The sequence below is a fragment of the Verrucomicrobium sp. 3C genome (genome assembly GCF_000379365.1).
GTDB lineage: Bacteria > Verrucomicrobiota > Verrucomicrobiia > Methylacidiphilales > Methylacidiphilaceae > Methylacidimicrobium.
In genome coordinates this window covers 1086095-1112898 of the sequence record NZ_KB901875.1, presented here as the reverse complement: position 1 = coordinate 1112898, position 26804 = coordinate 1086095, and the positions used below count along the sequence as shown (strand labels likewise).

The window sequence follows — 26804 nt, the reverse complement described above, 5'->3', positions numbered from 1 at the left end:
TTCTTCCTCCGCGGAAGAGACGAGGGACTGAATTGGCCTTCTTTTGCCGCAGAGAGGCCAGGAAGCCAAGGGAATTCAAGCCTGCCCGTCTCACAAGCGTTCTCCTGCGGCTTGCGAAATGTACCAGTCTGCTTCGTTTGGGGTTTGCTTTTTTCCCTCCTCGCAGTATGTCCGTCATACCACTAAGGGGGAAAACCTGCGCTCCGTCTTGCATCCATGCCCATCCGCTGCGCCTCGGCTACGAACTTTGTGAGATGGGCAGTCTAGGGCGACCGGAACACGGAAAGGAAAGCCGAATCAACCCTATGGTTGACTTCACGGTGGGTCCGTTGGGATAGGGAAGAGATGACACAGAGTGGACAGAGGGAAGTCAGCCTGGGGCATTCTCCGGATGCGGACGATGCGTTCATGTTCTACGCCTTGGTGGCCGGGAAGCTTTCGAGTGGGGCCATCCGGTTTCGCCAGGAGGTGACGGATATCGAGAGCCTCAACGAACTGGCGAGGAAAGAGGCCATCGATCTGACCGCCGTTTCGATTCACGCCTACGGCTTTCTGCGGGACAAATACTGGCTTCTCCCTTGCGGCGGAAGCATGGGAGAGGGCTATGGGCCCCGTGTCGTCGCGGCGCGAAGCATGACCCGGGACGAACTCTCCCGCGCGCGCATCGCCATTCCGGGGCGGAAGACGAGCGCAGTGATGGCCTTGAGCCTCTACCTCGGAATCGGGCCCGAGAAGCTTCCCCTCATCGTGCGCCCCTTCGATCGCATCCTGGATTGCGTGCGTTCGGGGGAAGCAGGGGCCGGGCTCGTGATTCATGAAGGGCAACTCACCTACGCGGACGAGGGTTTGGCGCTCTGCGTCGATCTCGGCCAGTGGTGGAAAGCGGAGACCGGTCTCCCTCTTCCCCTGGGCGGGAATGCGTTGCGAAAAGATCTGGGAATTGATGTGGCCAGGGAATGCACACGGCTGCTTCGGGAAAGCATCCGGTGGGGATTAACGCACCGAAGCGAAGCCTTGAAGTACGCCGCAGGGTTTTCCCGGGGATTGAGCCCCGAAAAGGTCGATGAGTTTGTGGAAATGTACGCCAATGAACGAACGTGCGATTACGGCACCGAAGGTCGCCGGGCCATCGAGGAGTTCCTGAGGCAAGGAAGAGAGCAAGGCATGCTGCCTAGCAGCGCTGGTGTCGACTGGTTACCGGAATAGAAGGCTTGCCGCTATTCCTCACAAGCCCATTTGCGGCGCCTCGGCTCAAAATTTGCGGGAAATAGTGGCAAGGGGCCAAGCCTTACGCGCCCTGGAAAGATGCGACCGTGCTCTGGTCGCACGACCCCCGCTGTCGTTCGCGCTCACGGTGTGCTATGGATTGGACAGAAAGGGTCATCAGGACCCTCGTAAAGGCTCGTAGAAGACGACAAGGCCGTGCAAAATCGAACTGGTGGACAGATGGACCCAAAAGAGAACAGAGATCCACTCCATGTGGCAGGCCGGGATTTTTATTCGCGCTTGCTCATCGGCACCGGTAAATTCGGTTCCCATGCGCTCATGGCGGAAGCGCTCGAGGCAAGCGCAACAGAGATCGTAACGGTGGCCTTGCGGCGTGCGGAAATGGGGGCAATCCGACCGGAGGAGAATATCCTCTCCTTCCTCGATTCGGAACGGTTTCTCCTCGTGCCAAACACGAGCGGCGCAGCAAACGCGGAAGAGGCGGTGCGGCTGGCCCGTCTCGGCGCCGCCGCCGGGATGCCGCGATGGGTCAAGCTCGAGATTCACCCGGAGAGCCGTTATCTTTTCCCCGACCCGGTGGAAACGCTCCTGGCGACTGAGGTGCTGGTCCGAGAAGGGTTCGTCGTGCTCGCCTACATTAACGCCGATCCGGTCCTGGCCAAGCGACTGGAGGAAGTGGGAGTCGCCGCGGTCATGCCGCTTGGCTCTCCGATCGGCTCGATGCGCGGCTTGGAGACCAGGGCCCAATTGGAAATCATCGTAGAACAGGCAGGGGTGCCGGTCATCGTGGATGCGGGCCTAGGTGCTCCCTCCCATGCGGCCGCCGCCATGGAGATGGGTGCCGACGCCGTCCTGGTCAACACCGCAATCGCCGTGGCTGAGGATCCCTGTGCCTTGGCACGGGCATTCCGGATGGCTGTCGAAGCCGGTCGGATCGCCTACCGATTGGGCCGGCTGCAGCGTCAAACCCAGGCGGTCCCGACGAGCCCCCTCACCGCATTCCTCTAGCGCGATTTCCCACCAGTACGAACTTTTCGCGCGAGAGAGGTGTCGGTCGAGTCGCTTGCGAGGAGTTTTGGCAGGGAAGAGGGGTTCCTGGGGCAGGATCGAGCAAGATTTCCGTTCGATTTGCCTTTGCCTTAACACGAGCGCTGTAACCTGCATGTCTGACAAAGTTCGTACCCGAGGCGCGGCGTCCGGTCATGTCGGATGCCGGCGGTGTGTGGCTCGGCCCGACCCGAAGCGGTACGCGTAGGCTCTAGTGAATTCCGCGCCCAGGAACAAGATCTGAGCGGAGTAGTAGATCCAGAGAAGAAGAATGAGGAGCGATCCGACGGCGCCGTAGAGCGAAGCGATCGAACTATGGCTTAGAAAGAAGCTCAAGCCGGAACGGCCGACCTCGAACATCAGCGCGGTTCCCATTCCTCCGAAAAAAGCCTCCTTCCAGGTCACGGGCCCCTGGGGCAGGACACGGAAGAGAACGACGAAAAGCAACACGACGACCAGGAAAGAGGTGAGCACCCGCGCGACATCGTAAAAAGCCGGGTACCATGGGAAGGCGCTGGAGAGCGGCTGAGAGAGGGCGTCCATGGTCGTGACAGCCAGCGGAGCGACGAGCAGGAGCATCCCCACGACGGCAACCATCACGAAGGAAACAGCACGGTCCCAGATTAGCGCCAGGAGAGGCCCGTGTGTCCTTTCGGTGACTCCCCATATCGTGTTGAGAGAGTCGCGCAACTCGACGAAGACACCCGAGGCGCCAAAAAGCAAGGAAACGGTTGCGGATAAGGCTGCCGGCGTACCGGGGCGCGGCGGCCAAGCGGTGGTCAAAAGCATTTGAACCGCGGATGCCATGGGCGCGCCTCCCAGGTCGTGGAGCGCCAGGGCGAGGTAGGACTGCGCTTCTTTCATGCTGAAGAGGATGCTCGTGAAGGAGAGGAGGAAGAGGACCATCGGCGCGATCGAAAAGATCGCGTAGCAGGCGAGAGCCGCGCCCATCTTGGGAGCCTTGTGCCGTAACCAGCCCTTCAGGGCATCTCCGAAGAGGAAAGAAGCGCGAAGAGAAAAGCGCTGCATCCGCCGAAGCAGTTTGCCGGACAAGGGCGAGCGTGCGCCGGAATGCGGAAAGAAAAAGGGGTGCAAGGCGTTCCCGTGTTTAGCCGTAGGGTGTCAGCTTATAGGCAATCGGCGGGATCCGTCCAACCTCCAAAAGGAGGAAAAGAACCTCGGTGCCATTCCTGGGATTCGAAATCGCGAAGGGCGTATCGGTTTAGCCGTTGTGTCGCACCGGGTCCTCGAAACGAGTGTAAAGCGCATTAAAACGAATCGCAATCTTGTCGGTCGGCCCGTTCCGTTGCTTTGCCACGTGCAGAGAATAGGGGATCTCCGTGGGCGGACTCTCTTCTTCGGAGTCCGGACGATGAAGCAGCAGGACCACATCGGCATCTTGCTCGATCGCACCCGACTCTCGGAGATGGTGAAGCGCGGGTTCGGCCTTCCCCTCTTCGACGCGCCGATTGAGCTGGGCCAGGACGATCACCGGGATATCCAACTCCTTGGCCAGTCCCTTCAAGCCTCTGGAAATCTCTGCAATCTCGACCTGGCGGTTTTCGCGAGCTTGCGGGGAATCCGAGCGAAGGAGTTGGAGATAGTCGACGATCAGCAGGTCGATCTTGTATTGATCCTTCATGCGGCGCGCCTTGGCGCGCAGTTGGTGGATCGTCAGGCCGCTGGAATCGTCAAGGTAGAGGGGCCATTCCTGAGCATCGGCCGAGATGCGCCGCAACTTTTCGAGCGCAGAATCGTCCAGCTCGCCGCGCCGAATCTTGTGAAGGCTTTCGGAGGCGACGGAAGCGAGAAGTCGAAGCATGATCTGGGCGTTCGTCATCTCCAGCGAAAAAAAACCGACCGGGTGTCCCGGTTGGACCCAGGCATCCTTCTCGGCATCGTAACGTTGACGAATGGCCTGTCGTGCAAGGGTGAGTGCAAGCGCGGTCTTGCCGACACCAGGACGAGCAGCGAGAACAATCATGTCGCCCTTCTGCCATCCCGTAGTAAGGCCATCGAGTTCATAGAAGCCGGTAGGAATGCCAAAAAGCTTGCCCTTCCGTTGATGGAAGGAGTCGATGAGATCCAGGGCACGCCGGAGTTCGACAGAAACGGGAACGGTCGACCGCGTCAGGGAGAGGTTCGTGACGCGAAAGATCTCCCGCTCGGCATGATCCAGGACGGCAGAGGTCGACTGCGGTTCATCGATGATATGCTGGACGATGCTGCTGCAGGCTCGATGGAGATGGCGGAGAAGGCTTTTGTCTTTGACCAGCTGCAGGTAGGTGCCAATGTTGAGATGGCTGGCAAAAGACGCGGTTAATTCGGCAAGGATGGCGGGACTCCCCACCTCGGCCGCAAGCTTGCTGTCCACGAGACTCTGGTGGACGGTGAGAACGTCAACCGCCTGATGGTGTGCGTCCATCGCTCGAATGAGATCGAAAAGAACGCGGTGAGCCGGGACGAAGAAATCCTCGGACGAAAGAGTCTCGAAGGCTTGGTTGAGAACGAGGTCGGGGTGGAGGAGCAGGGATCCCAAAACAGCCCGCTCGGCCTCTGCGCTGTAGAGGACGGCGGGGAGTGGAGCATGGTATAGTGGCTCTTGGACCAGGGCCTTGGCGCGGGACACGGAGCGAAGATATCGAAAAGAGAAAAGGAGACCGAGAAGGAAACTCTTTCTTGGAGCGGAAAAGGGCGAGGAAGGGATGCGTTGGCCCAAGAGATACGATGTGATCGTGGTGGGAGGAGGGCATGCGGGCGTGGAGGCGGCCCTGGCTGCGGCTCGCATGGGATGCGAGGTACTGCTTCTGACTCTCCAGCTCGACGCGATCGGTCAGATGTCCTGCAATCCCTCGATCGGAGGGGTGGCGAAAGGCATCTTGGTCCGAGAGATCGACGCGCTGGGAGGCGTCATGGCGCAGAATGCCGATGCGACCGGCATTCAATTTCGCATGCTCAACCGGCGGAAGGGTCCGAGCGTCCAAGCGCCCCGGGCTCAGTGCGACAAGAAGGCCTACCAGCTTCGGCTCAAAGCAATTTGCGAGTCGACACCAAACCTGGACATCCAACAGGGAGCCGTCGCAAGCATATGCGTGCAAGATGAGGCCGTAGAAGGTGTTGTCACCGATATGGGGATCGCCTTCCAGACAAAGGCGCTTGTCATTACTACCGGAACCTTCCTTCGCGGCCTGATCCATGTGGGATCGGAGCAGCGGCCCGGAGGGAGGGCGGGCGAAGGTAGCAGCGGGTTATCACTCGAGCTCAAGAAACTGGGATTTGAAGTCGGTCGCTTGAAGACGGGAACTCCGCCGCGCGTCAACGGACGGACCATTGCTTTCGAGGCCTGTGAGCAGCAACCGGGTGAGGCTCCTCCTCCCACGTTTTCCCATTTTCTCGACGAACTGGCGGGAAGGGAGGAAGAGGTTTTTACCCTAAACCGGTGGGACGGACAAATGTTCCACGTAGAACAACTCCCCTGTTGGATCACCTATACGACTCCGGCCACGCATCGGCTGATCCGAGACAACCTGCACCTTTCCCCCATCTACTCGGGGCAAATCGAAGGTGTCGGCCCGCGTTACTGTCCCTCGATCGAGGATAAGGTGGTCCGATTCGCCGAGCGCGACCGACACCAGATTTTTCTTGAGCCCGAAGGAAGGCATACCCAGGAATTCTATGTCAATGGATGTTCGACGAGCCTTCCTTTTTCGGTCCAATGCGCTTTCCTCCAGACCATACCCGGGTTGGAGAAGTGTCACATCCTGCGGCCAGGCTATGCGGTTGAGTACGACTATTGCCCCGCTACGCAACTTCTTCCTTCGCTCGAAACCAAGCGGATCGCACGCCTCTTCCTTGCGGGGCAGATCAATGGAACCTCTGGCTACGAAGAAGCTGCGGCGCAGGGCATCGTGGCAGGCATCAACGCCGTTCGGGCGGTCCGCGGGGAGCCCGCGCTCGTGCTGCGTCGAGATCAAGCCTATATTGGCGTTCTGATCGATGATCTTGTGACTCGTCCCATCCGAGAGCCATACCGGATGTTCACGGCGCGTGCCGAGCACCGGCTCGTGCTGCGTCAGGACAATGCCGACTTCCGTCTTTGCGAGATCGGTGCGTCCGTGGGATCGCTCCCGACGCAGCGGCGGAAGAAGTGGCTTACGAAAAAGCGGCGCGTCGAGGCTCTCCTACGAGCTTTGAACGAAACCAAAACAGCGGGGCGTTCGCTCGTGGAATGGCTTCGGCGACCTGATTTCGATTGGAAGGATCTTCCGGAGCCGTTCCAAAACGTGGAGCCGGAGATCGCCGCGCACATTGAGTGCGAAATCAAATACGCGGGATATATTGCTCGGGAGCGGGAGCAGATCGAGCAGATTCGAGCGATGGAGGAAACCGTTCTTCCTTCCTGGCTTGATTTTCAGAGTGTCGTTGGACTCAAAGGCGAGGCGCGCGAAAAGTTGCATCAGATCCGTCCAACAACGCTGGGGCAGGCGTCGCGGATTCCGGGCGTCAACCCGGCTGACCTCGCCGTGCTTCGCATCGCCCTCAAAAAGGGAGCCCCGCGCCAAACGTCAGGCGGAGTGAACACTCTCCCAGAGGCATAATCATGACCGCAAGATCGCGCTACCGACTCCTTCTCACTTCCTTGCGGCAGCGTGTCCCGGAGATCCCCCCTACTCAAGCCTTTCGAGGTATGCGGGAACAGAAAGGGGTCTGCATCGACCTGCGCCACGCGAACCAATGGGCAGCCGGCCACCTGCCGGGAGCAATCCAGGTAGAGCTTGGCCAGCTGCCCGCTCAAATCGAATCCAGAGTCCCCTGTGGCGACCTCCCCTTGCTCTGCTACAGCAGATCCGGCGAGCGATCCCTCATCGCCGCCGACCTCCTCCGCCAAATGGGCTTCGCGAGGGTCTCCTCTCTTGCTGGGGGTTGGGAAGCTTGGCGAAAGGAAGGTCTTCCATCGGAGGTCGGAGCTCTCCCCGCTTGTCGTCCCCCCAACGAGTGTCTGGCCGGGATCGCGCAGCTCCCTCATCTCATCGATTCGATCCAGCGTCTCTCTGCGGGACTGGTGCCATCCCACGTCCCATTCGTTCGCAAAGAGGATCGCGCCGTCATCGAGTTTCTCTGCATTGATCCGGTGGCAATGGAGCAGATCGTTCTCTCCTCTGGCTCTGACGCCGAAATCGTGGCCCGGCTCAAGGGTGAACTCGGACCCTCATGGCCAAGCGATCACGCGATACGCGAATTCAACGCGCGAATCCTCCATCGCCGGAAAGTGCCGGAATCGACGAGTGAGCTCTAACCGCCATTTCTCACCAATTTCGTAGCCGAGGCGCCGCAAATGGGCTTGGATGCAAGGCGGGACGCAGGTTTCCCCCGGAGCTGTAGGAGGACATGCTGCAAGGATGGAAAACCAAGCCCAACGAAGCAGACAGGCCCATTTTGCAAGCCGCAGGAGAACGCTTGGCAGATAGGCAATTTATTGGTAGGGGTCCCGAAGTTCCCCAAAAGACCACACTCGCCGCGATCACCTCCGATCTCATGCGCGGAGTCGTGCAGCCATGCGGACCAATGAGACAGGCGTATCCGGCCGGCAGGCAGACCCGACGCCCCAGCGGAATGGCGTGCGCGCTCCTCTGCTGATCCCTGCATGGATTTTCGCGGCTGGCTGCTCCTGGGGTTCCGGATCGCCGACTCTCTTCTGGCCCAGCGTGGCAACCGTCGCTCTCCTGGGCGCGCTTTGGCTTCGCGCCCCTTCTGCCCAACGTTCGCTCCTTCCGTTCCTCGGAGTCCTATTCTTCTTCGGTGTCTCGGCCGCCTCGTTTCATCGTGGGTGGAGACCGACGGATGACCTACGTCATCTTCCGCAGACGAAGCTTGGCGCTGAATGCTGGTGGGAGGGAACGCTCCAAAGCGTGCCCGTCGAAAAGGAACGCACCGGGGACCAGATCACGACGGCAATCTTCGCGATCCGCCGAGCTTCGATTTCCGGGAGTTCGCGATCGGCGTCGGGTCGAGTGCTCCTCGAGGTTCGTTCGACTCCCCCCGGCAGCTTGGTGCTCTCCCAGAGGCTTTTGGTCCGAGGAGCCCTGCAGCGGCCCGGGGAACAGCGCAATCCGGGAAATCCCGACTGGAGAGAGATCTTGGCTGTTCGTCGTGTCGCCTACCGTTTGAAAGTGCCTTGGAGCGATATCCATCCGCTCAATGCCGGAAACTGGCTCGGACGCCAAATTGGAATGGCCAGGCGGTGGGCCTCTCGTCTCTTGCAGACGGGGATTGAAAACGACCGAGAGGCCGTCGCCCTTCTCCTGGGGATGATTTACGGACAAACCGGAGGGCTCCCCGCGAAAACCGAAGAAGAATTTCGGCTGGCCGGGGCCTATCACGTCTTCGCCGTTAGCGGGCAAAACGTCGGTGCCTTTCTTGCCGTGGGCCTAGCCTTGCTCGAGGCAGGGAGGATTTCTCGCTGGAGATGGGGTTGGGCTCTTTTACCTGCCGTCGCATTCTACGCACTTTTCTCCGGCGGCTCCGCCAGCGTGGGCAGGGCGGCCCTTCTCTCCTCGCTCGTCTTGGCCGCCTGGCTGATCCGCCGCCCGGTGAGCCTCTTGAACCTTTGGGGAGCCTGTTTGCTCCTTTTCCTCGCTCACGATCCGCTTTCCGTCCAAGACGTGAGTCTTCAACTTTCCTTTGGCGTCGTCCTGGCGCTCCTCTTGCTGAGTACTCCTCTCTCCCGTTGGATGTCATCTCCTTTCGCGCCCGATCCGTTCATCCCCCGAAGCCTTCTCCCCGGCGCGGCGCGCTTCCGGGAAACGGTGGGCGGAGGATGCGCCTTCCTCTTGGGCTCTTCCCTCGCAGCCTCGATGGGCGCCCTCCCGTTCGAGATCGTTCATTTTCACTTTGTGAGCCTGGTGGGTCCGCTTGCCAACCTGCTCATTGTTCCACTCGCGGAACTCATCGTGACAGTCGGAACCCTTTCTCTCTGCTTCGGGACTCTCTCTTCTCTCCTTGGATCCCTTCTCAACAACGCCAACTGGCTTTTCGTTCACGGCCTACTCGCGACGGTTGCCATGGCCGCGCAACTTCCCGCACCTTGCTCTCCAAAACGCCGAGCCTCCACCTCCTCTTTCCGGCAATCCCTTTGGGCTCCGCTGCCTAGTGCAGTGGCGACGAAAGGTGCTCCTGATCAAAGCGTCAGAAAAGGAAGTCCTCTGGAAGAGACTCGATCCAATCCGGCGCTCCTACGGGTGGAACTGGATGGACGCGACGATTCGAAGAGAGCGGGGGAGCTGGTGGTTCGCCGGGCGCACTCCCTGGGGAGTGGACGGCGCTTTCGCGCCCATGGAGCAATTCTCTCTGGCGAACGGCCTTGACTTGCAGCCGGTTACTCATCGGTTCCAAAATAGTGAAGGTGCGCCCGATCCGGCTTCTGCCTTGCTTCTTACCGGCAAGGAGATAACTGCCCTCACGCTCCAAGTGGATTCCTCGTTCGCCGGACCGGGCGGGGGCCAGCGCCAAGGGAAAATGGATCTTCTCCTGGAGAGAAAAGCCGCGCGGGTTCCTCGCGCGGTGAGCGAGGCCCTTTTCCTTTCCTTGGAACCAAGAGGCGCTCTGCTCGAGGAACTCGACTCGCAAGGGATGCCAAGAAGCGTACACAACCTTGGCAAGTCAGCGGTCGAGGTCAAACTCGCACCTCGTCGCATCGAGTTTCGGCCCTATCGCCGGGCTCCTATCTGCTATGTCGTCGACCCTGTCCCAGAAGAGGAAGGGGCCACGAGCCAAACCCCCTCTTCTCCCGAGGGAACCGTCCAGCAGGCGAGCGGTTCGAATCCAGTCGCCCGGAGAAGCTGTTCAAATCCGCCAGAGGTAAAACGATAGCTCGAAAAGAGCCGAAGGGGCGTTCCTCCTAGGACAGTGACAGAGGAACCGTCCTCGAGGAGGATCTCCCGGTTTCTCTTCCACCGCACCGTTGCCTCGTACCGAATCCATCCGCCCCGCTCGATAGCCTTCATCGCATATCCCTCGACCATATCCCGCAATCCCCAGTCGCGGAGGATCTCTGTCAACCAGAGACGGGTCGATGGGTTCGCATACTGCGGCAGAATTCGCTGGGCCGAGGCCCAATAGCTCTGTCCGTTCTCGTCCCAAGCGGGCGCGAGATTCACGCCCAAAAGAAGCCGATCTTGGGGGGCGGCCTGCGTCCGCAAGCCACACAAAAAGGAGTCGGGGGAAAGATTGGGGATCAATCCGAAGGCGGTGATCAAACGAGCCATCCCTTCTCGCGGCGCGAGCCGCCGAAGAAGATCTTCGAGCAGGACGTCCGCCAAGACGAGCCGGACCGCTTTTCCGCGATTCTGGCAAACGCGCCCCGCTTCCAGGAGCAGTCCGAGACTGCCGTCGATGCAGATCCAATCCGGTTTCCAGGAACGAGCGTTGAGCTCCTCGTAGAAAAGCAACTCCTTTTCTGCGGTTCCACAACCGAGAGAGATCAGCTGGTCGGGCTCTCGGGAAAGGAGGGCGACAGCCTCTTTGGAGATCCGAACGTAAAGAGCCCTTCCCTGATCGGCGGAGAAGGGCGAGTAGCGCCGGAAGAGCTTCATCCAGAGGTTGGCTTGCCGGGCTGTCGCATAATGGAACACTGGCGCCATGTCTCCTTGCTCGAGGGATGCTCGCTTCGCCGCAAGCCAAACGGAGGGGAGATGCGAAGCGGCAACTTCGAGGTGGGTGAATCCCTTTTTCATGCCGGTTTACCGCCATTTCTCACAAATTTCGTAGCCGAGGCCCCGCAAATGGCCTTGGATGCGAGGCGCGGCGCCGGTTTTCCACCGGAGCTGTATGACGACATCCTGCAAGGATGGAAAACCAAGCGGGAGCGAAGCAGACAAGCCGATTGTGCAGGCCGCAGGAGAAAGCTTGTGAGAAATGGCGGTTTACCCTTTTCTTTTATAAGAGAAGCTGCGCAGGAGAATGGAACCATCGCAATCCAAAAAGGTGGCCCTGGTGACCGGAGCCGGCCGTGGCCTTGGCGCGGCTCTGGCTCGCAAACTAGGCAAGGATGGCTGGGCGGTTGCCGTGCACTACCACTCGAGCAAAGAAGGCGGAGAGGAGGTTGTCCGGCAGATAACGGAGACAGGCGGGGAGGCCGAGGCATTCGGCGCAGACTTAGGGTGCCAGGCAGAAGCCCAAGCCCTTTTAAGGCAGGTAGAAGACCGATTCCTTGGATTGCGGCTCCTCATCAACAACTCGGGCGTCTATCTACCGGTCAGGCTTCTCGAAACCAGGGAAGAGGACTGGCAGGTCGGGTGGCGGACGACGGCAACGGCGATGCTCTTCACCACACTGGCTGCTCTTCCCCTGCTCCGAGCTTCTGGCGCAGGAAGGATCGTGAACATCGGCGATTCCGCCTGCGACCGGCTCGGTGCACGAGAGATGGCACTGGGCTATCATATCGGAAAGATGGGAGTATACCTGCTCTCTCGCTCCCTGGCCAGGCAAGAGGCCCGGCATGGCCTCACCGTGAATGTGGTCTCCCCCGGCTATCTCGAGGAGAGTCTCGATCTTCCCACACCGTCCAAGATCCCCGCGGGTCGCTTTGGAACGAACGAGGACGTCTGGCGCGCAATCCAGTTCCTGATCGACGAGGAAAACAGCTACGTGACCGGCGCCCATATCGTCGTCAGCGGTGGATGGAACCTCCGGTAGGGCGCTCATGTTCACCGGCATCGTCGAAGCGGTGGGGAGGGTTCAAGCGAAACCAGCGGAAGCCCATCCCGTACTCTGGATTGACGGCGGGAAGGTTGCAGCATCCCTCAAACCTGGGGACAGCTTGGCGGTCAACGGATGTTGCCTCACCGTGACGCAAATGGAGAAAACCTCGCTGCGGTTCGACACCCTCGAGGAGACCCTGCGACGAACCAACTTGGGCAGATTGGAGAATGGAGATCCCGTGAACCTCGAACGGCCCATCTCGGTCGGCTCCCGAATGGACGGCCACTTCGTGACCGGGCACGTGGACGGACAGTTACGCCTGGTGGAGATTCGGAATCGAGGCCAGGAACACGAACTCTGGATCGAGCGTCCCAAGGAGTGGGATGCGGCGATTGTCCCCAAGGGAAGCATTGCACTCGATGGAATCAGCTTGACCACCGGCATCACGAAAGCAGATCGATTCTCGGTCTGGATTACTCCCTTCACCTGGCAGGCAACCAATCTTTCTGCCAGACGGACAGGAGCCCTCCTCAATATGGAGATCGATATCCTCGCCCGCTATGTTGCCGCTCAGTTGGGCAAACCTCTGTCCGAGAGCCTCTGATGCACGGCTTCCTTAGCCTGCATGTCTCAGAAAGTTCGTACCCGAGGCGGAGCGGATGGGCCTGGATGCAAGACGGGGCGTAGGTTTTCCCCCGGAGCTGTATGACCACATACTGCGAAGAGAGAAAACCAAGTCCCAACGAAGCAGACAGGTCCATTGCGCAAGCCGCAGGAGAACGCTTGGGAGACATGCAGGTTAGCGTGTTGCGAGCCAACGAAGGAGTCCTTTTTGCACGTGGAGGCGATTTTCCGCCTCATCAAAGATGTCCGGAGCCCTTTCCTCGAAGAGCTCTCCATCGATCTCTTTCCCCCGATAGGCGGGCAAGCAGTGGAGGACTAGCGCATCGGCCTTTGCCCGGCGGACCAACGACCGATTGATCTGGTAGGGAGCAAAGGCCTTTTCCCGAAGGGCGCTTTCCTCCTCCCTGCCCATGGAGATCCAGACATCGGTGTACAAGAGGTCAGCACCTCGAACCGCTTCGTCGGCCAATTCAGTTTGCACGATCCAAGGATTCTCTACGTCGCAAAAGAAGGCGCGGGGGGCTCCGAAGCGGAGGTGAAACCGGAAAAGAGAGGCGGCCAGCGCCCAGGATCGCGCCACGTTGCAGGAGGCGTCGCCCAGGAACGCAACGGTCTTCCCCGAGAGCGGACCGCGCTTTTCCTCAAAGGTAAAGATATCGGCGAGCACCTGGCAGGGATGCTCCTGATCCGTGAGGGCGTTCACGGTGGAAATCCCGCTGCTTCGGGCGAAGGTCTCGATCTCCTCTTGCGCGAATGTCCGAATGACGGCGCCTTGAACCATCCGGCCCAGCACGCGCGCCGTGTCTTCCATTGGCTCTCCCCGGCTCAACTGGAGTTCAGTCGCGCTCAGGAAGAGAGTGGATCCGCCGAGTTGGCGGACCGCAAGATCGAAGGAGATTCGGGTTCGCGTGGACGGCTTCCGGAAGAGAAGGGCCCATACTTGGCCCTGCAAAGGGAGATCTGACCCGACCCCCTGGACACCGCCCCGCTTTTGGTGCGCCACCTCTTCGAAAATCTTCCGAGCATCTGCCTCGCTGATGTCGGCCACGGAGAGGAAATGACGGGGCAGGAAAGAGGAAGCCATGAACGGGTCACACGATATAGGGTTAATTGCTACTCTCGGACGCCATCGATCGGCGGCCTACTGTCTCTACGGCCTTTCTCTTCTCCTTCCCATGGGGCAAAAGCTGGCGAGCCGCCAAGAGTTCGGCCTCTTCCGAAGACGCGCGTCAACAGGTTGCCTCCTCCGCCCGGCTGGCTGCACCGAGGATCGCAATCGCCTCCGACATTTCTTCCGTGGATACGTTGAGCGGGGGAAGAAGGCGGACGACATTTCCCGCAGCTGGCGCGACGAGCAGTCCTCGATCCAACAGCTCCTGAGCCACCGTTCGGGCATCCCGTCGCACATGCACCCCCAAAAGCCCTCCCACTCCGGAAACAAATCGGACCAATCCCCGATCCGGAGAAGCAAGCGCCTGCAGTTCGCTGCGCAACCATTCCCCCTTCTCCTGGATCTGCCTGTCGATCCCACGTTCCTCGATATGCTCGAGTACGGCAAGTGCAACCGCGCAGGCCAGGGGCGCGCCGCCGAAGGTCGATGCATGGGAACCGGGGCCGAGCAGATCGGCATACGGCTCCCGAATCCATGTTGCTCCAATGGGATAGCCGCCTGCCAGTCCCTTTGCCATCGCAATCCCATCCGGCAGGAAGCCAGCCTCCTTTCCAGAGCCTTCCATGAGTCGTTGAAAGGCTAGAAACCGCCCCGTACGGAAAGCGCCAGTTTGCACCTCGTCAAAAAGCAAGAGCAACCCATAGCGGTCACAGATCTCGCGCAACCCTTCCAGATACGATCGGGTAGCCGGACGGATCCCGCCCTCGCCCTGGATCGGCTCGACGAGAATCGCAGCCGTCGCTGGCCCGACCGCTCGTTCCATCTCTGCCAGCTCCAGGAAGGGGACGTGACGAAACCCGGGCACCGGCGGACCGAATCCCTGCCTCACTTTGTCCTGACCAGTGGCCGCCATCGCGGCCAATGTCCGCCCGTGGAAGGAGCCCTGCGCGGTCAAAATTTCAAATGCGCCGCGTGGCTCTCCAAAGCGCCGCGCGAGCTTGAAAAGGCATTCATTGGCTTCCGCTCCGCTGTTCGAGAAAAATACTTTCCCAGCGCCGATCCAACGCACGAGGGTCTCCGCCAGCTTCGCCCCCATCGGATGATAATAGAGATTGGAGCAGTGAAGCAACCGACCAGCCTCCTCTGCCAGCGCCTTTGCGACGACCGAGCTCGCATGCCCCAGGACGTTCACGGCGATCCCGCCGCAAAAGTCGAGGTAACGACGATCCTCGGCATCCCAAAGGTAAGAGCCCTTCCCTCGCACGAAGGCCACGGGAAAGCGGGCGTAGGAGGGGACGACAAATCGACCGTAGCCCTCCAAGATTTCCGCAGTCCCAGGGTCAGCCATACGATTGGTCATCAGAGGAGATCGGGCCGAGGGGAACAGGGAGTGTCGGAATCTCGGTTCACAAGATAAGTTCCGTGCCGACCCCAGAATCGGTGAATACTTCCAGGAGAAGCGCGTGGGGAATTCGCCCATCCAAAAGGTGAACCTTCCCGACCCCGGCCCGGAGAGCCGCCAAAGCCGACTGCACCTTGGGTAACATACCTCCCCGCAGCACGCCCCGCTCCTGGAGCACGGCAACATCCTTGGGAGTCAGGACCGAGATCGTCGATTTTGGATCCTGCGGATCCCGAAGGACGCCATTGACGTCCGTCAAGTAGACCAGCTTTTCCGCTCGCAGTGCGCCGGCCAAGCAGCCGGCAGCGGTATCGGCGTTGATGTTGTACAAGTCGCCATCCTCTCCGTGTCCGAGCGGAGAAACGACGGGAATGACGCTCTCAGCCAACAGCGATTCCGTCAATTTCCCGTTGACGGAGTCCGGCTCTCCGACAAATCCCAGGGCGCCCTTCCCTCCGTGAGGTTCCGTCCTCCCAAATGGCTTCACGGAAAAGACCCCTTGGCCGAGAACTTGCCGCGCCTTCCCGCCCAGACTCTCGATCATCTCCACGAGGGCAGGGCCGAGCTCACGGCAGAGCACGCGCTCGATCACCTGCATGGTGGCGGCATCGGTGACCCGCAAGCCGTCCACGAAAGAAGAAGAGATCCCCGCCTCTTTCAACGCGCGGCCGATCGCGGGTCCGCCTCCATGGATCAGCACCACTTGAATTCCGACCGCCTCGAGCAGCACCACATCTCGAAGAGTGTGGCGCACCAGCTCCGGATCGTCCATGGCTGCACCGCCGTACTTCACCACGAAGCGCGCGTTCCGAAAGCGCTGCACATAGGGTAGCGCCTCGAGAAAAATCTTAGCCTTATCGGCAGGTGTCATAGGATGTCCCCGAAGAGCGGCGCAGACTTACGGTAGTTAGGGATCTCGCGCCTCACAAGAAAAAGCAATGGCTATTCCCCCTTGTTGATCCGAACATAGCGTTCGCTCAGATCGGTGGTGAGAAGCCGGAAATGACCGGACCCGATTCCCAAGTCGATGAGGATCGTAAATTGCGGCAGGCGGGCGACCTCTCGCAGAAGCCGGGCAGAGGAACGGGAACGCCGCGCCCCGCCTGCAACCGCCTGCACCCCGTTATAAAAAATATCCACGCGCTCTCCGTTCACTGCGGCCCCCGAATAGCCGATTGCGGCCAAGATTCGCCCCCAATTGGGATCCTCCCCATGCCAGGAGCACTTGACAAGAAGCGAATGAGCCACGGCTCGAGCCACGCGTTCCGCTTCCCGATCATCGGAAGCCCCCTGAACCAGAAGCTCGATCACTTTGGCAACTCCCTCACCATCCTCCACGATCATCCGAGCCAATCGGACCATGAGGAGCGAAAGCGCCGACTGGAAGAGACGAAAATCTCCGCCCTCTCGAGTGATCGGGCGGTTGCGTGCCAAGCCATTGGCGAACACCAAGACGGTGTCGTTGGTCGAACAGTCTCCGTCGATGCTGATGCGATTGAAGCTGTCGGCCACGGATCGCTGTGCGGCGGCAGCAAGCGCTTCTTGCGAAACGTCCCCGTCGGTAGTGATCACGCAGAGCATCGTCGCGAGATGAGGATCGATCATGCCCGCACCCTTGGCGATGCCGCCCAGCAACAACTCCTGCTCCCCCAAGCTGACCCTGAGCCCCGCCTTTTTGGGATAGGTATCCGTCGTCAGAATTCCCACTGCCGCATCATCCCCGCCCTGGGGACTGAGCCGCTCAAGCGCCTGATCGATCCCCCTGCGGACCTTTTCCATCGGCAACGGAATGCCGATCCTGCCGGTCGAGCAGACGAACACCTCCTCTGGCGCACAACCAATTCCAGAGGCTACCCTCTGCACCATCTCGGTGGCATCAGCCATCCCGCTCGGGCCTGTGCAGGCATTTGCGTTGCCGGAGTTGATGACAACGGCGCGTCCTACACCCTGCGCGGCATGCCCTCGCGAAAGCACCACCGGCGCGGCGGGCAGCCGGTTCTCGGTAAAGAGCCCCACGACGCGCCCGGCCCGCTCGGAACAGATCAGCGCAAGGTCCTTCTCGCCGCCGGTCTTGATCCCGCAAGCGACCCCGGCGGCTCGAAAGCCACGCGGGGTCGTTACGCTCCCTTCGTCGACCGGGGTAATATCTTCGGTCACCGCAAGAGCCCTTCCTCTTCCGGAAGCGCGAGGCGGACATTCATCGCTTGCACCGCTTGACCGGCCGCTCCTTTTCCCAGATTGTCGATCGCGCAAAAGAGCAGGAGACGACGGCGCGCGACGTCACATTCCAGCGCAATCTCCGCCCGGTTCGTCCCCACGACGCGGCGGAGGGCGGGAAGATCCCCAGGCGGCAGCACGCGAACGAAAACATCGCCCTGATAGGAAGAGAGGTAGCGCGCACGGGCCTCATCCGGCCCCACGGCAACCCGGAGGGGGCAAACGATCGTCGAAAGAATGCCCCGAGCAACCGGAATCAGGTGGGGAACAAAGGAGAGGTCCACCTTGCGGCCCGCCATCCTGTCGATCTCCTGCTCCATTTCGGCCATATGACGATGCCGGGGTACCCCGTAGGGACGCGCATTCTCGCTCATCTCGCTAAAGAGAAGAGGCACTTCCGGTCTTTTCCCTGCCCCGGAGGTTCCACTGAGCGAGCTGGCAACGATGCCTGCCTCACCGACCCAATCGGCGGCAAGAGCAGGATAGAGAGCCAGGAGAATGCTTGTCGGGTAGCATCCCGGCACCGCAAGCAGATCCGCCTGACGAATCCCTTGCCGGTGCAGCTCCGGAAGAGCGTAGATTGCCTTCGAAAGGAGGATCGGAGCAGGGTGATACCAGCCGTAATCGACCTCGTAACGCTGTGGATTCCTCAAACGAAAATCCGCGCTCAAATCGACAACGATCTTGCCCGCTTCTCGCAGAGAAATCGCATATTCTGCAGCGGCCCCATGAGGCAGAGCCAAAAAAATCAGATCGGCCTCGCAGAGGCGCGCGATCTCCGGCTCTTCGAACACAAGTTCTCCGGTCGCATCCGGTAGTCCCGAGATCACCTCGTCCGCTCGCTCTCCCCGGTGCATACGGGAGGTCAAGAGCGAGAGAACAACGCTGGGATGACGAGAAAGAAGCCGAACAAGTTCTTCCCCCGCGTAGCCCGCCGCGCCGACCACCGCGACTCGGTACAACCCCATGTTGGTCTCCGTTTCGGAGAAAAGGCATCACTCGGTCTGCCCAAAACGCTTCTGGGTAAACCAAGAAGCGCTACCGTTTCGAAAATTGAAACCGTTTCCGCGCGCCGGGCTGACCGGATTTTTTCCTCTCCTTCATGCGAGGATCTCGGGTAAGGAGGGAAGCCTCCTTAAGTTTCGGCCGGGTTTCCGGTTGCCAACATACCAAGGCCCGGCTCAACGCTAGGGACAACGCTTGCGCCTGTCCGCTCAAGCCGCCACCTCTTACGTGGGCTTCGAAATCGAATTTCTTCAGCGTTTCGCTGAGTTCCAACGGCCTATAGACAGCCAGACGTTGGGTGGCCTCCGGAAAATACTCCTCGAGCGTTCGGCGATTGACGTGAAACGTCCCTGTTCCGGAAAGGAGCCTAACCGAGGCAACCGCCGTCTTGCGCCGGCCCGTTGCCTTCCATTCACTTTGCGTCGTCATAACCTTGTCAGAGCGTCGGTGCGGCTACAGGCTGCTGAGCGCTATGCGGATGATCCGCGCCTGCATAAACATGAAGCTTTCGGAAAACTCTTCGCCCCAATCGATTGTGAGCGATCATCCCTTTGACGGCATGTTCGATCAAGAATGCCGGCTTCTTTCCCCGAACGTCCCGCACCGTATCGGAATGGTGACCGCCGATGAAGCCCGAATACCGCATGTAAGTCTTGGTCCCTTCTTTTTTCCCGCTAAAAATGGCCTGCCCGGCGTTGATCACGACGACATGATCACCGGTGTCGACGTGTGGCGTATAATCCGGCTTGTGCTTGCCGCGAAGCAAAACTGCCGCGCGCTCCGCGACCCGGCCTACCGGCTGGCTTGCCGCATCAATGATGTACCAAGAACGACGAACCTCGGCGGGTTTCGCGCTAAAAGTTTTCACGGGAAGGAAGATAATAAGGAAGCGCGAAACGACTGTCAAGCCCGCCGCATCAACTCTTCTTGTTTCTCGCGTTCCTTTCTTTACCTGCCTGTCTCACAAAGTTCGTGCCCGAGGCGCGGCGAATGGGCTTGGATGCAAAAGGCGGGGCGCAGGTTTTCCTCCGGAGCTGTATGACGACACATCCTGCAAGGAGGGAAAACCAAGTCCGCAACGAAGCATACAGGTCCGTTTCACAAGCCGCAGGAGAACGCTTGTGAGACAGGCAGACTAAGGTTCGAACCGGAATGTGAGGTTCGGGGGGGTGCAGAGAATCAGCGGCAATCGGCTCTACGCCGCTGTCTAGTCGTTTCCGGCGGAAAAGGAAAGCGTGCGCCATGGGAATTAACGCATCGACCCCAGCCCGATTCATCCAGAAAACAAGACAGGGCCAGGCAGGCAAAGCCCGCCCGACCCCACACATCCGGAGAAAGGCTCCTCCGGCTAGACGATCCCCTTGCCGTTCATGTGAGGGCCATAAGCCTTGTCGATATTTGGGATATGGTTGTAGAGCCAATCCCTTACGAAGGCGGTTGTCTCCGGAGTCACCTCCGCTGCACCGGCATGGAACTTCTTTTGCAGATCCACACAGGTGTCGACTAGCTTGTCATGCGCCGCTTTGTGGGCCGCAAGACCGGGATAGCCGCTCTTCACCATGTTCGCTTCTTCCGATGCAAAGTGCTTCCCGACCACATCGATTAACGAGTCCAAGGCTGCTCCGATTGCCCCTCGGTCTCCCGAGGCAAGCGTCGAGTCCAGGTTGTTCAGCCTCTCGAAGAGGGACTGATGTTCTTGATCGTGAACGGAAACATTCGTGCCGAACTGTTCTCGTGTCCAAGTAATGAGTGCCATAGCGGCAGTTTTCTCTCCACCTGATTTTTCGATCAAGCTTCCCTTGATCGGTCATCACCCCAGACGTATTTGCCATACATAACCGGGTGGTATCCGATTTTTTCCTCAGCAGGCGCGCGGGCTTTCCCTCAGTTCTCGATCCAGCGCTTCGGCCAACCCCTTCTCCGGATCCAGATTCATGAGTAGGTCCCGGGGCCAAGATTTTCCAAAGTCCGCCTGGACGAGAATCGGCGTTGGATCTAGATTCTAATTTTCTCTCCCTGCAGAAGAAAAAGCTGAGCAATAGGACATCCTCCGGGCTATATGCGAAACGTGAGCCGCAAGGACCTCCAGAAGACTGCCCGACCGGCCGAGCCCTCCGGGCAGGGCTACAAGAACGGCGCCGACGCCGTCGTGGCCGCGTTGGAAAAGGCAGGAGTCGACACCGTTTTTGCCTACCCCGGCGGGGCCAGCATGGTTCTCCATCAATCGCTGACCCGTTCCCGAAAGATTCGCACGGTTCTGCCTCGTCACGAGCAAGGTGGCGCCTTTATGGCCGAGGGATACGCCCGGGCCAGCGGGAGAGTGGGAGTCTGCATGGCAACGAGCGGCCCGGGTGCGACGAACCTCGTCACCGGAATCGCCGATGCTTACATGGATTCCGTGCCGCTCGTCGCCATTACGGGCCAGGTGAAACGAGAGATGATCGGCCGGGGGGCCTTTCAAGAGACCGACGTCTTTGGGTTAACACTTCCGATCGTCAAGCACAGCTACTTGGTCATCTCGGCGGACGACATTCCTTCGATCATCCAGGAGGCGGTTCTGCTCGCGCAAACTGGGCGGCCGGGCCCCGTGCTGCTGGACATCCCGAAGGATGTCCAGCAATCCTCTGTCCATCCGCAGCACTCCGACCGATCGTTCGGAGGATGCAAACCGGTACCCCGAGCCTCCGACGAGGAATTGGAATCGCTGTTGGTGGCGCTGGAAAGCGCAGAGCGCCCATTGCTCTACGTCGGCGGAGGCATTCTCTCCGGCGAAGCTTGCCAAGCGCTGAGGCGCTTTGCGGAAAAGACCCGCGTGCCGGTGGCGACGACGCTCATGGGAATCGGCTGCTTTCCCGAAACGCACGACCTGTCCCTCCGATGGTTGGGAATGCACGGAACAGTCTATGCCAACTATGCCACCGACGCCTGCGATCTTCTCTTGGCGATGGGGGTCCGCTTCGATGACCGCGTCACCGGAAACGTCGAGGAATTTGCCAAGCACGCTAAGATCATCCACGTGGACGTCGACAGTTCCGAGCTCAATAAGAACAAGAGAGCGGACCTACCGATTCTCGGCGACATCCGGGACGCCCTGGACCGGCTGAACGAGATGCTCGAAACCGAGGGACGCCCAAGGAAGGATCATCTAGCTTGGCATGCGCAAATCGCCCAGTGGAAGTCACGCTACCCTTACTCCTACTGCCGCGTCCCCGGAGCGATCCTGCCACAGCAGGTCGTCGAAGAAACCTTCCGCTTGACAAAGGGCGAGGCGATCATCACTACCGGCGTGGGACAGCACCAGATGTGGGCCGCCCAGTTTTACCAATTCACCCGGCCGCGTAGTTTTCTCTCTTCTTCTGGCTTGGGCACGATGGGCTTCGGCTACCCGGCCGCATTAGGGGCGAAAGTAGCTTTCCCGGATCGACAAGTGATCGATATCGACGGCGATGGAAGCTTCCTGATGAATATCCAAGAGCTTGCCACCGCCATTACCGAGGGAATTCCCGCGAAGGCGATCATCCTCAACAACCAGCACCTCGGAATGGTTATGCAATGGGAGGATCGTTTCTTCGCTGGGAACCGCGCCCACACCTTTCTGGGGGACCCTCGGAACACGGAGCGTTACTATCCTAGCTTCAAAAAGATCTGCGAGGGCTTCGACGTTCCTGCGGAAGAAGTTCACCACCCCGAAGACCTGCGTCCCGCGCTCGAGCGCCTCCTTTCGGCCGAAACTCCCTATGTCGTCGACGTCCATGTTCCCTATACCGAACATGTTCTGCCTATGATCCCGGCTGGCATGACCGTGCGGGACGTTATCCTGGGTCCCCTCCCCGACGAAGCGGATTCGACGTCTGCCGAGCGCCAAAGAGCCTCATCGCCCGGACAACGCCCAGGACTCGGCTGACTTCGTGAGTGCGCAGCAGGTCCGTCTGGCCAAGAATGGCGAGGACCGCGAAAAACGGTTCCGCACAGCGCACTTCCTCCTCGAAGCATTCGAAGGCGTGGGGCAGCGCGTGGCAGACCGGCCAGCCCAGCTCATGGAGGCGAAAGGTTCCCAAGAATATTTCCATTTGCCGCTCGATCCGCAGAACTCCGTCCTGGAGGTTCGGATAATAGAAGCCTAGGCCCGGATCAATCCAGAGCCTGCGGACACCGGCCTTTTCGACCAAGCGGCAACGCGTTTCAAAATACGGCAACAGGGCGCCCACCGCATCGGAAGAGAGGCGGACCGGGCGTGGATCGCGCACGTGCGTGCCTTCCACGAAGTTCAGGATCAACCCCGCATCCACCTTCGCAATGTGCGGAAGAATCTCTTCCAGCCCCTCTCTTCCGGTGAAGTTGATGACCGCAGCCCCTGCGCGGAGGGCGGCCTCTCCCACCTGAGGATAATAGGTTTCAACGGAAACAAGGATCTGATGAGCAGTCAAGCCTTCGACGACGGGCATTAGCTTGCGAATCTGGACTTCGGGTTCGACGCGAACCGCGTAATCCAGCGAGGACTCCGTCCCCACGTCGACGAGGGACGCCCCCGCGTCGACCAGAAGCCGCCCACGGCGGATCGCGGCTTCCGGCGTAAGGGCAACACTCTCTCGATACCAGGAGTCAGGAGAGAGGTTGATCACTCCCATGAGGTGGGGAGAGGAGGCAGCCGGTCGGCCACCAAAGGTCCGGCGCCGGAGATCGAACGCGTTGGTCGGTCGATCCAAGAGCGGAGCGTATTGCTCGGCCAGGCGGATCAGATCGAGCAGCGAAAGCATATCCCATCTTTCCCGGTGTGCGTCACAAGACCCCCTTCGTACTGGGGATATCGACGACCCGCTCGTCTTTCTCCACGCTCATCGCCAGGGCGCGCGCCACCCCCTTGAACGACGCCTCGAGCAGATGATGCGGGTCCCTCCCGGAGCGAATCTCGAGGTGGAGCGTCAACATCCCGTGGACCGTCAGCGCTCGCAGAAACTCCTCGAGGAGCTGCGCGGAAAAGGAACCCGCGTAAAGGAGGGAGAGGGGGGGAAGATTGGCGGTACCCAAGGCGAAAAACGGCCTGCCGCTCAGGTCAATCGCCACCTGAGCCAAGGCCTCGTCCATCGGAATCAACGCGTATCCGTAGCGGCGAATGCCTTCCCTCTGGCCGAGCGCCCTGCCCACGGCTTGCCCAAGGCAGATGCCGACGTCCTCGACGGTGTGGTGGAAGTCTACCTCCCGATCGCCGCGCGCACGAACCTGAAGGTCAAAGAGTCCATGTCGAGCAAAGAGGGAGAGCATGTGATCGAAGAATGGAATCCCGGTCGCGCTCTCCGCCCTTCCGGAGCCGTCCAACTGGAGGGAAAGGGAGATCTCGGTCTCTTTCGTCGATCGCTCGACCGTCGCCGTTCGTGGAGGCATCATTGAATTTCCCTAGCAGAAACCGCCTTCCTTCGCAAAGAGCAATGGTGGCCGGAGCGCTGCTAAGAGCCCGCAGCCTCTCCGCATCCCCACGACCCTCGCAAACGCGATCGCCTGGACTTGGAATCGGCGGCCCGCTGCCCTATAGAAGATGGCGCTGGTAGGACCCTCTCCGTGGATCTTCTGCAGAACGAACGCATTCTCGCGGCTGCCGTCGCCCGCCATTGGCTGGAGGAACCACGACTACCCGCGATTCGTGCCGCCTTGGCAGCCCTGCCCGGGGCGAACGCCGCGGATCTTCTGTGTGAACAGGGGATCATCGACTCTGACCAGAGGATTGCACTGGGGCGACAAGAGACCGAGCTCCGAGAAGAAGTGCACCAGGAGCCATACGTCGATCGGTGTCTGACCGAAGCCGCCGAGCAGGGGGCATCCGATCTGCACTTGGTCCCGTTTCATTCTCCTCTCTGTCGTTCCCAGGAGTTGCTGCGAAGTCTGGGAACGAGCTGGGAGACCCTCTCCCCGCGACAAGTAGAGGAGATGGTCGAGCGGATTCTTCCGTCCCGCGATCGCCACGAACTCGAACGTCGCGGATGGGTCTCCCTCCCCTACGGTCGAGGGCGGCCGGTGACCCGACTGATCATCGGCCGAGAGGGCAAAAGCTATTTTCTGAGCTTTCGCTTGCCATCTCCCGAGCCGATCGAACTTCCTGAGATCGGAATGGAAGAGGCAGCGGAACTGGCCGCGATCCCATCGGGGCTGGTGGTCGTCGCAGGCGGCGCCGGCCAGGGGAAATCGACTCTTTTCGCGGCCCTTGCCCGACGCATCCACCGCGAGCGCCCCGGAAGGCTCGTTCTCTTGGAGGAGCTTCCGGAACACACCTGGAAGGAAGATGGCCGCGCGATCGTCCGCATCGCCTTTTCCGGCCTTCGGGCAGACCGCGATGAGGTTCTTCGCGCGGCTTTCGCTCTCGACCCCGATGTCCTCCTCCTCGATGCCTCCGTCGGACGGAGCGCTCTTCGCCTGTTGGTCGAGGAAACCGCCCGGACCGGCGCGCTCGTGATGGCGACGCTCGGTCGTCGAAGCGTAGCGGAGGCCCTGCGGGACCTTTGTGCGGAACTGCCCAAAGGGGCGAACCGCTCCTTGCTCGTCCGAACCCTGCGGACCGTCCTCGCGCTGGCGCTGGTGCCGCGCGCAACCGGCAAAGGGCGCGTAGCCGCCTGCGAGATCTTTCGGAATGTTCCGGCGGCGGGAGTCGGCTTGATGAAGGCCGAACCGGGTCAGATGGAGAGCGTTTTCGCCGCAGGGGGCGGATCTCATTTTCAGCCGATCGACGACTCTCTTTGGCGGCTATTTCAACGAGGTCTCATCACGATGGAAGCCGCTTATCGCCGCTGTCGATACCGGTCGCGCTGGGTGGAGAGACTGCACGCGCCCAATGCTTCCAGCACCTCATGAACGATCTTGACGACATCCTGGGATCGGCCCTTCAAAGGCGAGTTGCGGCCATCCATCTCTTCGAAGGGGAAGCACCATCCGCGCGGGTGAACGGAAAGCTCCACCCGTTGCCGTTCGCTCCGGTCTCGCGCCAGCAGGCGATTCTTTGGCTACAAGGGCTGGTCGGCCCGGATGGCTGGAGCGAAGCGGAGCGAGTAGGGACTGGTCGCATTCTTTTTACCGGTCCCAATGGCGTTCTCTTTCGTGGTCGATTCCTTGCGGGAGAGCAGCGTCTTGGCATCGTCCTTCTCCCCATCCTTCCCCCACCACCGATCGAGGAACAGACCCTCCCTTTGGCCCTTCGTCATTTAGCCGACCTTCGTGGACTCGTCGTTCTCTCGGGCGGGATTGCCACGGGCAAGACAACCCTCCTCGGCAGCCTGGTCGCGTGGCTGAGCCGCACGCAGTCCTGGCGTATTGTCACGCTCGAAGAGTCACCCACTCGCTTCTCCTATCGCCCGGAACGAAGCTGGATCAGCCAGTGGGAGATTCCTTGCCATTTTCCGGATATGGCCAGCGCACTGGCCTCGACTCTTGCTCTGGATGCAGAAATGGTGGCCATCGATCCCCTCTACGAGGCAGCGGCCATCGAGGCCGCTCTAGATCTAGCAGAATCCGGCAAGCTCGTGCTCGCCGCTCATGAGGCCGAGGGTGGAGCCCCCGCCGCGATCACAAACTTGATGCGAACGCTCGACCAAAACGGCAAGGGATCGGAAGCCGAACGGCTGGCCGCAACGCTGCGCGTCGCCGTTTCCCTAACGCTCTTGGCGCGTCGGGACGGGCAAGGAGTCGTGGCCCTCCACGAGATCCTTCCCGGTCATCCCGCGGTGGCGGCAGCGATTCGCGCCGGAGCGTCCGCTTCTTTGGGAGAGTTCGTCCAAGTCGGCCCACAGGGAGGGAAGCGTCTCGACGAAGCCATCCTGGAACTCTGTAAAGCTGGAGTCGTCAGCGCCGAAGAGGCGGTTCGCCATGCCAGGGAGAAAGAGCGCCTACTCATTCACCTCGAGGGGGTTTAGCCTGCATATCTCACAAGCGTTCTCCTGCGGCTTGCGAAATAAACCCGGCTGCTTCGTTGAGCTCTTCGTTTTCGCTCGTCGCAGTATCTCATCATACAGCTGTGGGGAAAAACCTGGGCCCCGCCTTGCATCCAGGGCCATCGGCCCTCGCCTCGAATACGAACTTTGTGAGATATGCAGGCCTTAGCCTGCATATCTCACCAGTACGAGCATAGGGGGAGGCAAAAAATCCGGCAAAAGGGCATAGGAAAGGCCGTCTTTCCCTGGTATAAGTGCGTTAACAAGACGTTACTACAACTAGAAAAAAGAAACGGCCTTCGATGACAGAGTGTATCCAAGAGACTTTTGCGTTTACAGATCATTTTTCGCGACGAGTGGAAGCGGGATTTACCGCGGGTCGGATCTCAAGCGATGGGGGCGCAATCCTGTTGCGGGAAGCTGATCGGAAGATCGGCTTGTTAAAACGGCTGGAGGGCTGCTTCCGGGATCGGCGCCATCCGAAACGCATTGTGCATCGGGTACGGGAGATGCTCGCCCAGCGCGTCTTCGGGATTACGCTGGGTTACGAAGACCTCAA

General features: G+C 60.3%; 24 protein-coding genes. 11 read left to right on the top strand and 13 right to left on the bottom strand.

Translation table 11 applies throughout. The annotated features are described in order from the left end of the window. Positions 1-345: 345 nt before the first annotated feature. Positions 346-1206: a menaquinone biosynthesis family protein gene (locus A37A_RS0106100; RefSeq protein WP_020494090.1), complete on the top strand. Its 861-nt coding sequence runs from the start codon at positions 346-348 to the stop codon at positions 1204-1206. Positions 1207-1446: 240 nt separating this feature from the next. Beyond that, the gene (locus tag A37A_RS0106095) at positions 1447-2235 is read left to right on the top strand and encodes a thiazole synthase (protein WP_020494089.1); all 789 of its coding nucleotides are present in this window, start codon (positions 1447-1449) and stop codon (positions 2233-2235) included. Positions 2236-2427: 192 nt separating this feature from the next. Here the strand turns inward: A37A_RS0106095 and A37A_RS16125 are convergent, their stop codons facing one another. Continuing rightward, positions 2428-3303 carry a YihY/virulence factor BrkB family protein gene (locus A37A_RS16125; protein ID WP_051076250.1) on the bottom strand — a complete coding sequence of 292 codons (876 nt, stop codon included), beginning with the start codon at positions 3301-3303 and terminating at the stop codon, positions 2428-2430. Positions 3304-3496: 193 nt separating this feature from the next. Continuing rightward, entirely contained in the window at positions 3497-4903 is a 1407-nt protein-coding gene (gene dnaB / locus A37A_RS0106085; RefSeq protein WP_018290633.1) for a replicative DNA helicase, read from the bottom strand. Positions 4904-4979: 76 nt separating this feature from the next. On the opposite strand from dnaB, the gene mnmG reads away from it, so the two are divergent. From mnmG to A37A_RS0106070, 3 genes are all read left to right on the top strand, one after another. After that, positions 4980-6872 (top strand): tRNA uridine-5-carboxymethylaminomethyl(34) synthesis enzyme MnmG, encoded by a 1893-nt coding sequence (gene mnmG, locus A37A_RS0106080; protein WP_018290632.1) that lies wholly within the window; start codon positions 4980-4982, stop codon positions 6870-6872. Positions 6873-6874: 2 nt separating this feature from the next. After that, on the top strand, positions 6875-7570 hold the full coding sequence (locus A37A_RS18210; protein ID WP_051076249.1) for a rhodanese-like domain-containing protein: 696 nt from the start codon (positions 6875-6877) through the stop codon (positions 7568-7570). A gap of 259 nt (positions 7571-7829) precedes the next feature. Continuing rightward, complete coding sequence (locus A37A_RS0106070) at positions 7830-9638, top strand: ComEC/Rec2 family competence protein (RefSeq protein ID WP_018290630.1); 1809 nt, start codon at positions 7830-7832, stop codon at positions 9636-9638. A 363-nt stretch (positions 9639-10001) separates the two neighbouring features. Here the strand turns inward: A37A_RS0106070 and A37A_RS16110 are convergent, their stop codons facing one another. Beyond that, complete coding sequence (locus A37A_RS16110; RefSeq protein WP_196799516.1) at positions 10002-10913, bottom strand: L-histidine N(alpha)-methyltransferase; 912 nt, start codon at positions 10911-10913, stop codon at positions 10002-10004. 319 nt (positions 10914-11232) lie between these two features. Here A37A_RS16110 and A37A_RS0106060 point away from each other — a divergent pair, with 319 nt between their 5' ends. Both A37A_RS0106060 and A37A_RS16105 read left to right on the top strand, forming a co-directional pair. Next, positions 11233-11967, top strand: a complete 735-nt coding sequence (locus tag A37A_RS0106060) for an SDR family NAD(P)-dependent oxidoreductase (RefSeq protein ID WP_018290627.1) — start codon at positions 11233-11235, stop codon at positions 11965-11967. Then, the gene (locus tag A37A_RS16105; RefSeq protein ID WP_196799515.1) at positions 11948-12577 is read left to right on the top strand and encodes a riboflavin synthase; all 630 of its coding nucleotides are present in this window, start codon (positions 11948-11950) and stop codon (positions 12575-12577) included. Before A37A_RS0106060 ends, A37A_RS16105 begins: the two co-directional genes overlap by 20 nt. A 195-nt stretch (positions 12578-12772) precedes the next feature. On the opposite strand, the gene argF is transcribed toward A37A_RS16105, so the two are convergent. From argF to A37A_RS0106015, 8 genes are all read right to left on the bottom strand, one after another. Beyond that, positions 12773-13681, bottom strand: a complete 909-nt coding sequence (argF, locus tag A37A_RS0106050; protein WP_018290625.1) for an ornithine carbamoyltransferase — start codon at positions 13679-13681, stop codon at positions 12773-12775. Positions 13682-13826: 145 nt separating this feature from the next. After that, the gene (locus tag A37A_RS16100) at positions 13827-15068 is read right to left on the bottom strand and encodes an acetylornithine transaminase (RefSeq protein WP_155996493.1); all 1242 of its coding nucleotides are present in this window, start codon (positions 15066-15068) and stop codon (positions 13827-13829) included. A gap of 46 nt (positions 15069-15114) precedes the next feature. Continuing rightward, a complete protein-coding gene (gene argB, locus A37A_RS0106040; RefSeq protein ID WP_018290623.1) occupies positions 15115-15981 on the bottom strand; it encodes an acetylglutamate kinase in 867 nt (288 codons plus the stop codon). Between the two features lie 71 nt (positions 15982-16052). Further along, positions 16053-17267 (bottom strand): bifunctional glutamate N-acetyltransferase/amino-acid acetyltransferase ArgJ, encoded by a 1215-nt coding sequence (gene argJ / locus A37A_RS0106035; protein WP_018290622.1) that lies wholly within the window; start codon positions 17265-17267, stop codon positions 16053-16055. After that, the gene (gene argC, locus A37A_RS0106030) at positions 17264-18295 is read right to left on the bottom strand and encodes an N-acetyl-gamma-glutamyl-phosphate reductase (protein WP_018290621.1); all 1032 of its coding nucleotides are present in this window, start codon (positions 18293-18295) and stop codon (positions 17264-17266) included. Before argC ends, argJ begins: the two co-directional genes overlap by 4 nt. Positions 18296-18365: 70 nt before the next feature. Further along, a complete protein-coding gene (gene rpsI, locus A37A_RS0106025; protein ID WP_018290620.1) occupies positions 18366-18761 on the bottom strand; it encodes a 30S ribosomal protein S9 in 396 nt (131 codons plus the stop codon). 7 nt (positions 18762-18768) lie between these two features. Next, positions 18769-19239: a 50S ribosomal protein L13 gene (rplM, locus tag A37A_RS0106020; protein ID WP_020494083.1), complete on the bottom strand. Its 471-nt coding sequence runs from the start codon at positions 19237-19239 to the stop codon at positions 18769-18771. Positions 19240-19680: 441 nt separating this feature from the next. Next, positions 19681-20088, bottom strand: coding sequence for a bacteriohemerythrin (locus A37A_RS0106015; RefSeq protein ID WP_018290618.1), 408 nt, complete (start codon positions 20086-20088; stop codon positions 19681-19683). A gap of 303 nt (positions 20089-20391) precedes the next feature. Between A37A_RS0106015 and ilvB the strand changes: the two genes are divergently transcribed. Then, a complete protein-coding gene (ilvB, locus tag A37A_RS0106010) occupies positions 20392-22236 on the top strand; it encodes a biosynthetic-type acetolactate synthase large subunit (protein ID WP_018290617.1) in 1845 nt (614 codons plus the stop codon). Here the strand turns inward: ilvB and A37A_RS0106005 are convergent. Together A37A_RS0106005 and hisB are read right to left on the bottom strand one after the other, a co-directional pair. After that, a complete protein-coding gene (locus A37A_RS0106005) occupies positions 22145-23089 on the bottom strand; it encodes a dihydropteroate synthase (RefSeq protein ID WP_018290616.1) in 945 nt (314 codons plus the stop codon). The genes ilvB and A37A_RS0106005 overlap by 92 nt on opposite strands. A 22-nt stretch (positions 23090-23111) precedes the next feature. Further along, the gene (gene hisB / locus A37A_RS0106000; RefSeq protein WP_018290615.1) at positions 23112-23717 is read right to left on the bottom strand and encodes an imidazoleglycerol-phosphate dehydratase HisB; all 606 of its coding nucleotides are present in this window, start codon (positions 23715-23717) and stop codon (positions 23112-23114) included. Between the two features lie 171 nt (positions 23718-23888). On the opposite strand from hisB, the gene A37A_RS0105995 reads away from it, so the two are divergent. The 3 genes from A37A_RS0105995 to A37A_RS16095 all read left to right on the top strand — a co-directional run. After that, positions 23889-25172: an ATPase, T2SS/T4P/T4SS family gene (locus A37A_RS0105995; RefSeq protein WP_018290614.1), complete on the top strand. Its 1284-nt coding sequence runs from the start codon at positions 23889-23891 to the stop codon at positions 25170-25172. Then, positions 25169-26227, top strand: a complete 1059-nt coding sequence (locus A37A_RS0105990) for an ATPase, T2SS/T4P/T4SS family (RefSeq protein WP_018290613.1) — start codon at positions 25169-25171, stop codon at positions 26225-26227. Before A37A_RS0105995 ends, A37A_RS0105990 begins: the two co-directional genes overlap by 4 nt. 320 nt (positions 26228-26547) lie before the next feature. Beyond that, a partial coding sequence (locus A37A_RS16095) for a transposase (protein ID WP_020494082.1) occupies positions 26548-26804 on the top strand: 257 nt, incomplete at its 3' end.

Bases quoted from the DNA above. Each gene is read 5' to 3' on its own strand.
- A37A_RS0105990 (WP_018290613.1), top strand. From the start codon at position 25,169: ATGAACGATCTTGACGACATCCTGGGATCGGCCCTTCAAAGGCGAGTT.
- rpsI (WP_018290620.1), bottom strand. From the start codon at position 18,761: ATGACGACGCAAAGTGAATGGAAGGCAACGGGCCGGCGCAAGACGGCG.
- A37A_RS0106060 (WP_018290627.1), top strand. From the start codon at position 11,233: ATGGAACCATCGCAATCCAAAAAGGTGGCCCTGGTGACCGGAGCCGGC.
- A37A_RS0106015 (WP_018290618.1), bottom strand. From the start codon at position 20,088: ATGGCACTCATTACTTGGACACGAGAACAGTTCGGCACGAATGTTTCC.
- mnmG (WP_018290632.1), top strand. From the start codon at position 4,980: ATGCGTTGGCCCAAGAGATACGATGTGATCGTGGTGGGAGGAGGGCAT.
- A37A_RS0106095 (WP_020494089.1), top strand. From the start codon at position 1,447: ATGGACCCAAAAGAGAACAGAGATCCACTCCATGTGGCAGGCCGGGAT.
- argC (WP_018290621.1), bottom strand. From the start codon at position 18,295: ATGGGGTTGTACCGAGTCGCGGTGGTCGGCGCGGCGGGCTACGCGGGG.
- A37A_RS18210 (WP_051076249.1), top strand. From the start codon at position 6,875: ATGACCGCAAGATCGCGCTACCGACTCCTTCTCACTTCCTTGCGGCAG.
- A37A_RS0106100 (WP_020494090.1), top strand. From the start codon at position 346: ATGACACAGAGTGGACAGAGGGAAGTCAGCCTGGGGCATTCTCCGGAT.
- ilvB (WP_018290617.1), top strand. From the start codon at position 20,392: ATGCGAAACGTGAGCCGCAAGGACCTCCAGAAGACTGCCCGACCGGCC.
- hisB (WP_018290615.1), bottom strand. From the start codon at position 23,717: ATGATGCCTCCACGAACGGCGACGGTCGAGCGATCGACGAAAGAGACC.
- A37A_RS0106070 (WP_018290630.1), top strand. From the start codon at position 7,830: ATGCGGACCAATGAGACAGGCGTATCCGGCCGGCAGGCAGACCCGACG.
- A37A_RS0106005 (WP_018290616.1), bottom strand. From the start codon at position 23,089: ATGCTTTCGCTGCTCGATCTGATCCGCCTGGCCGAGCAATACGCTCCG.
- A37A_RS16100 (WP_155996493.1), bottom strand. From the start codon at position 15,068: ATGACCAATCGTATGGCTGACCCTGGGACTGCGGAAATCTTGGAGGGC.
- A37A_RS16125 (WP_051076250.1), bottom strand. From the start codon at position 3,303: ATGCAGCGCTTTTCTCTTCGCGCTTCTTTCCTCTTCGGAGATGCCCTG.
- A37A_RS16110 (WP_196799516.1), bottom strand. From the start codon at position 10,913: ATGGCGCCAGTGTTCCATTATGCGACAGCCCGGCAAGCCAACCTCTGG.
- argF (WP_018290625.1), bottom strand. From the start codon at position 13,681: ATGGCTTCCTCTTTCCTGCCCCGTCATTTCCTCTCCGTGGCCGACATC.
- argB (WP_018290623.1), bottom strand. From the start codon at position 15,981: ATGACACCTGCCGATAAGGCTAAGATTTTTCTCGAGGCGCTACCCTAT.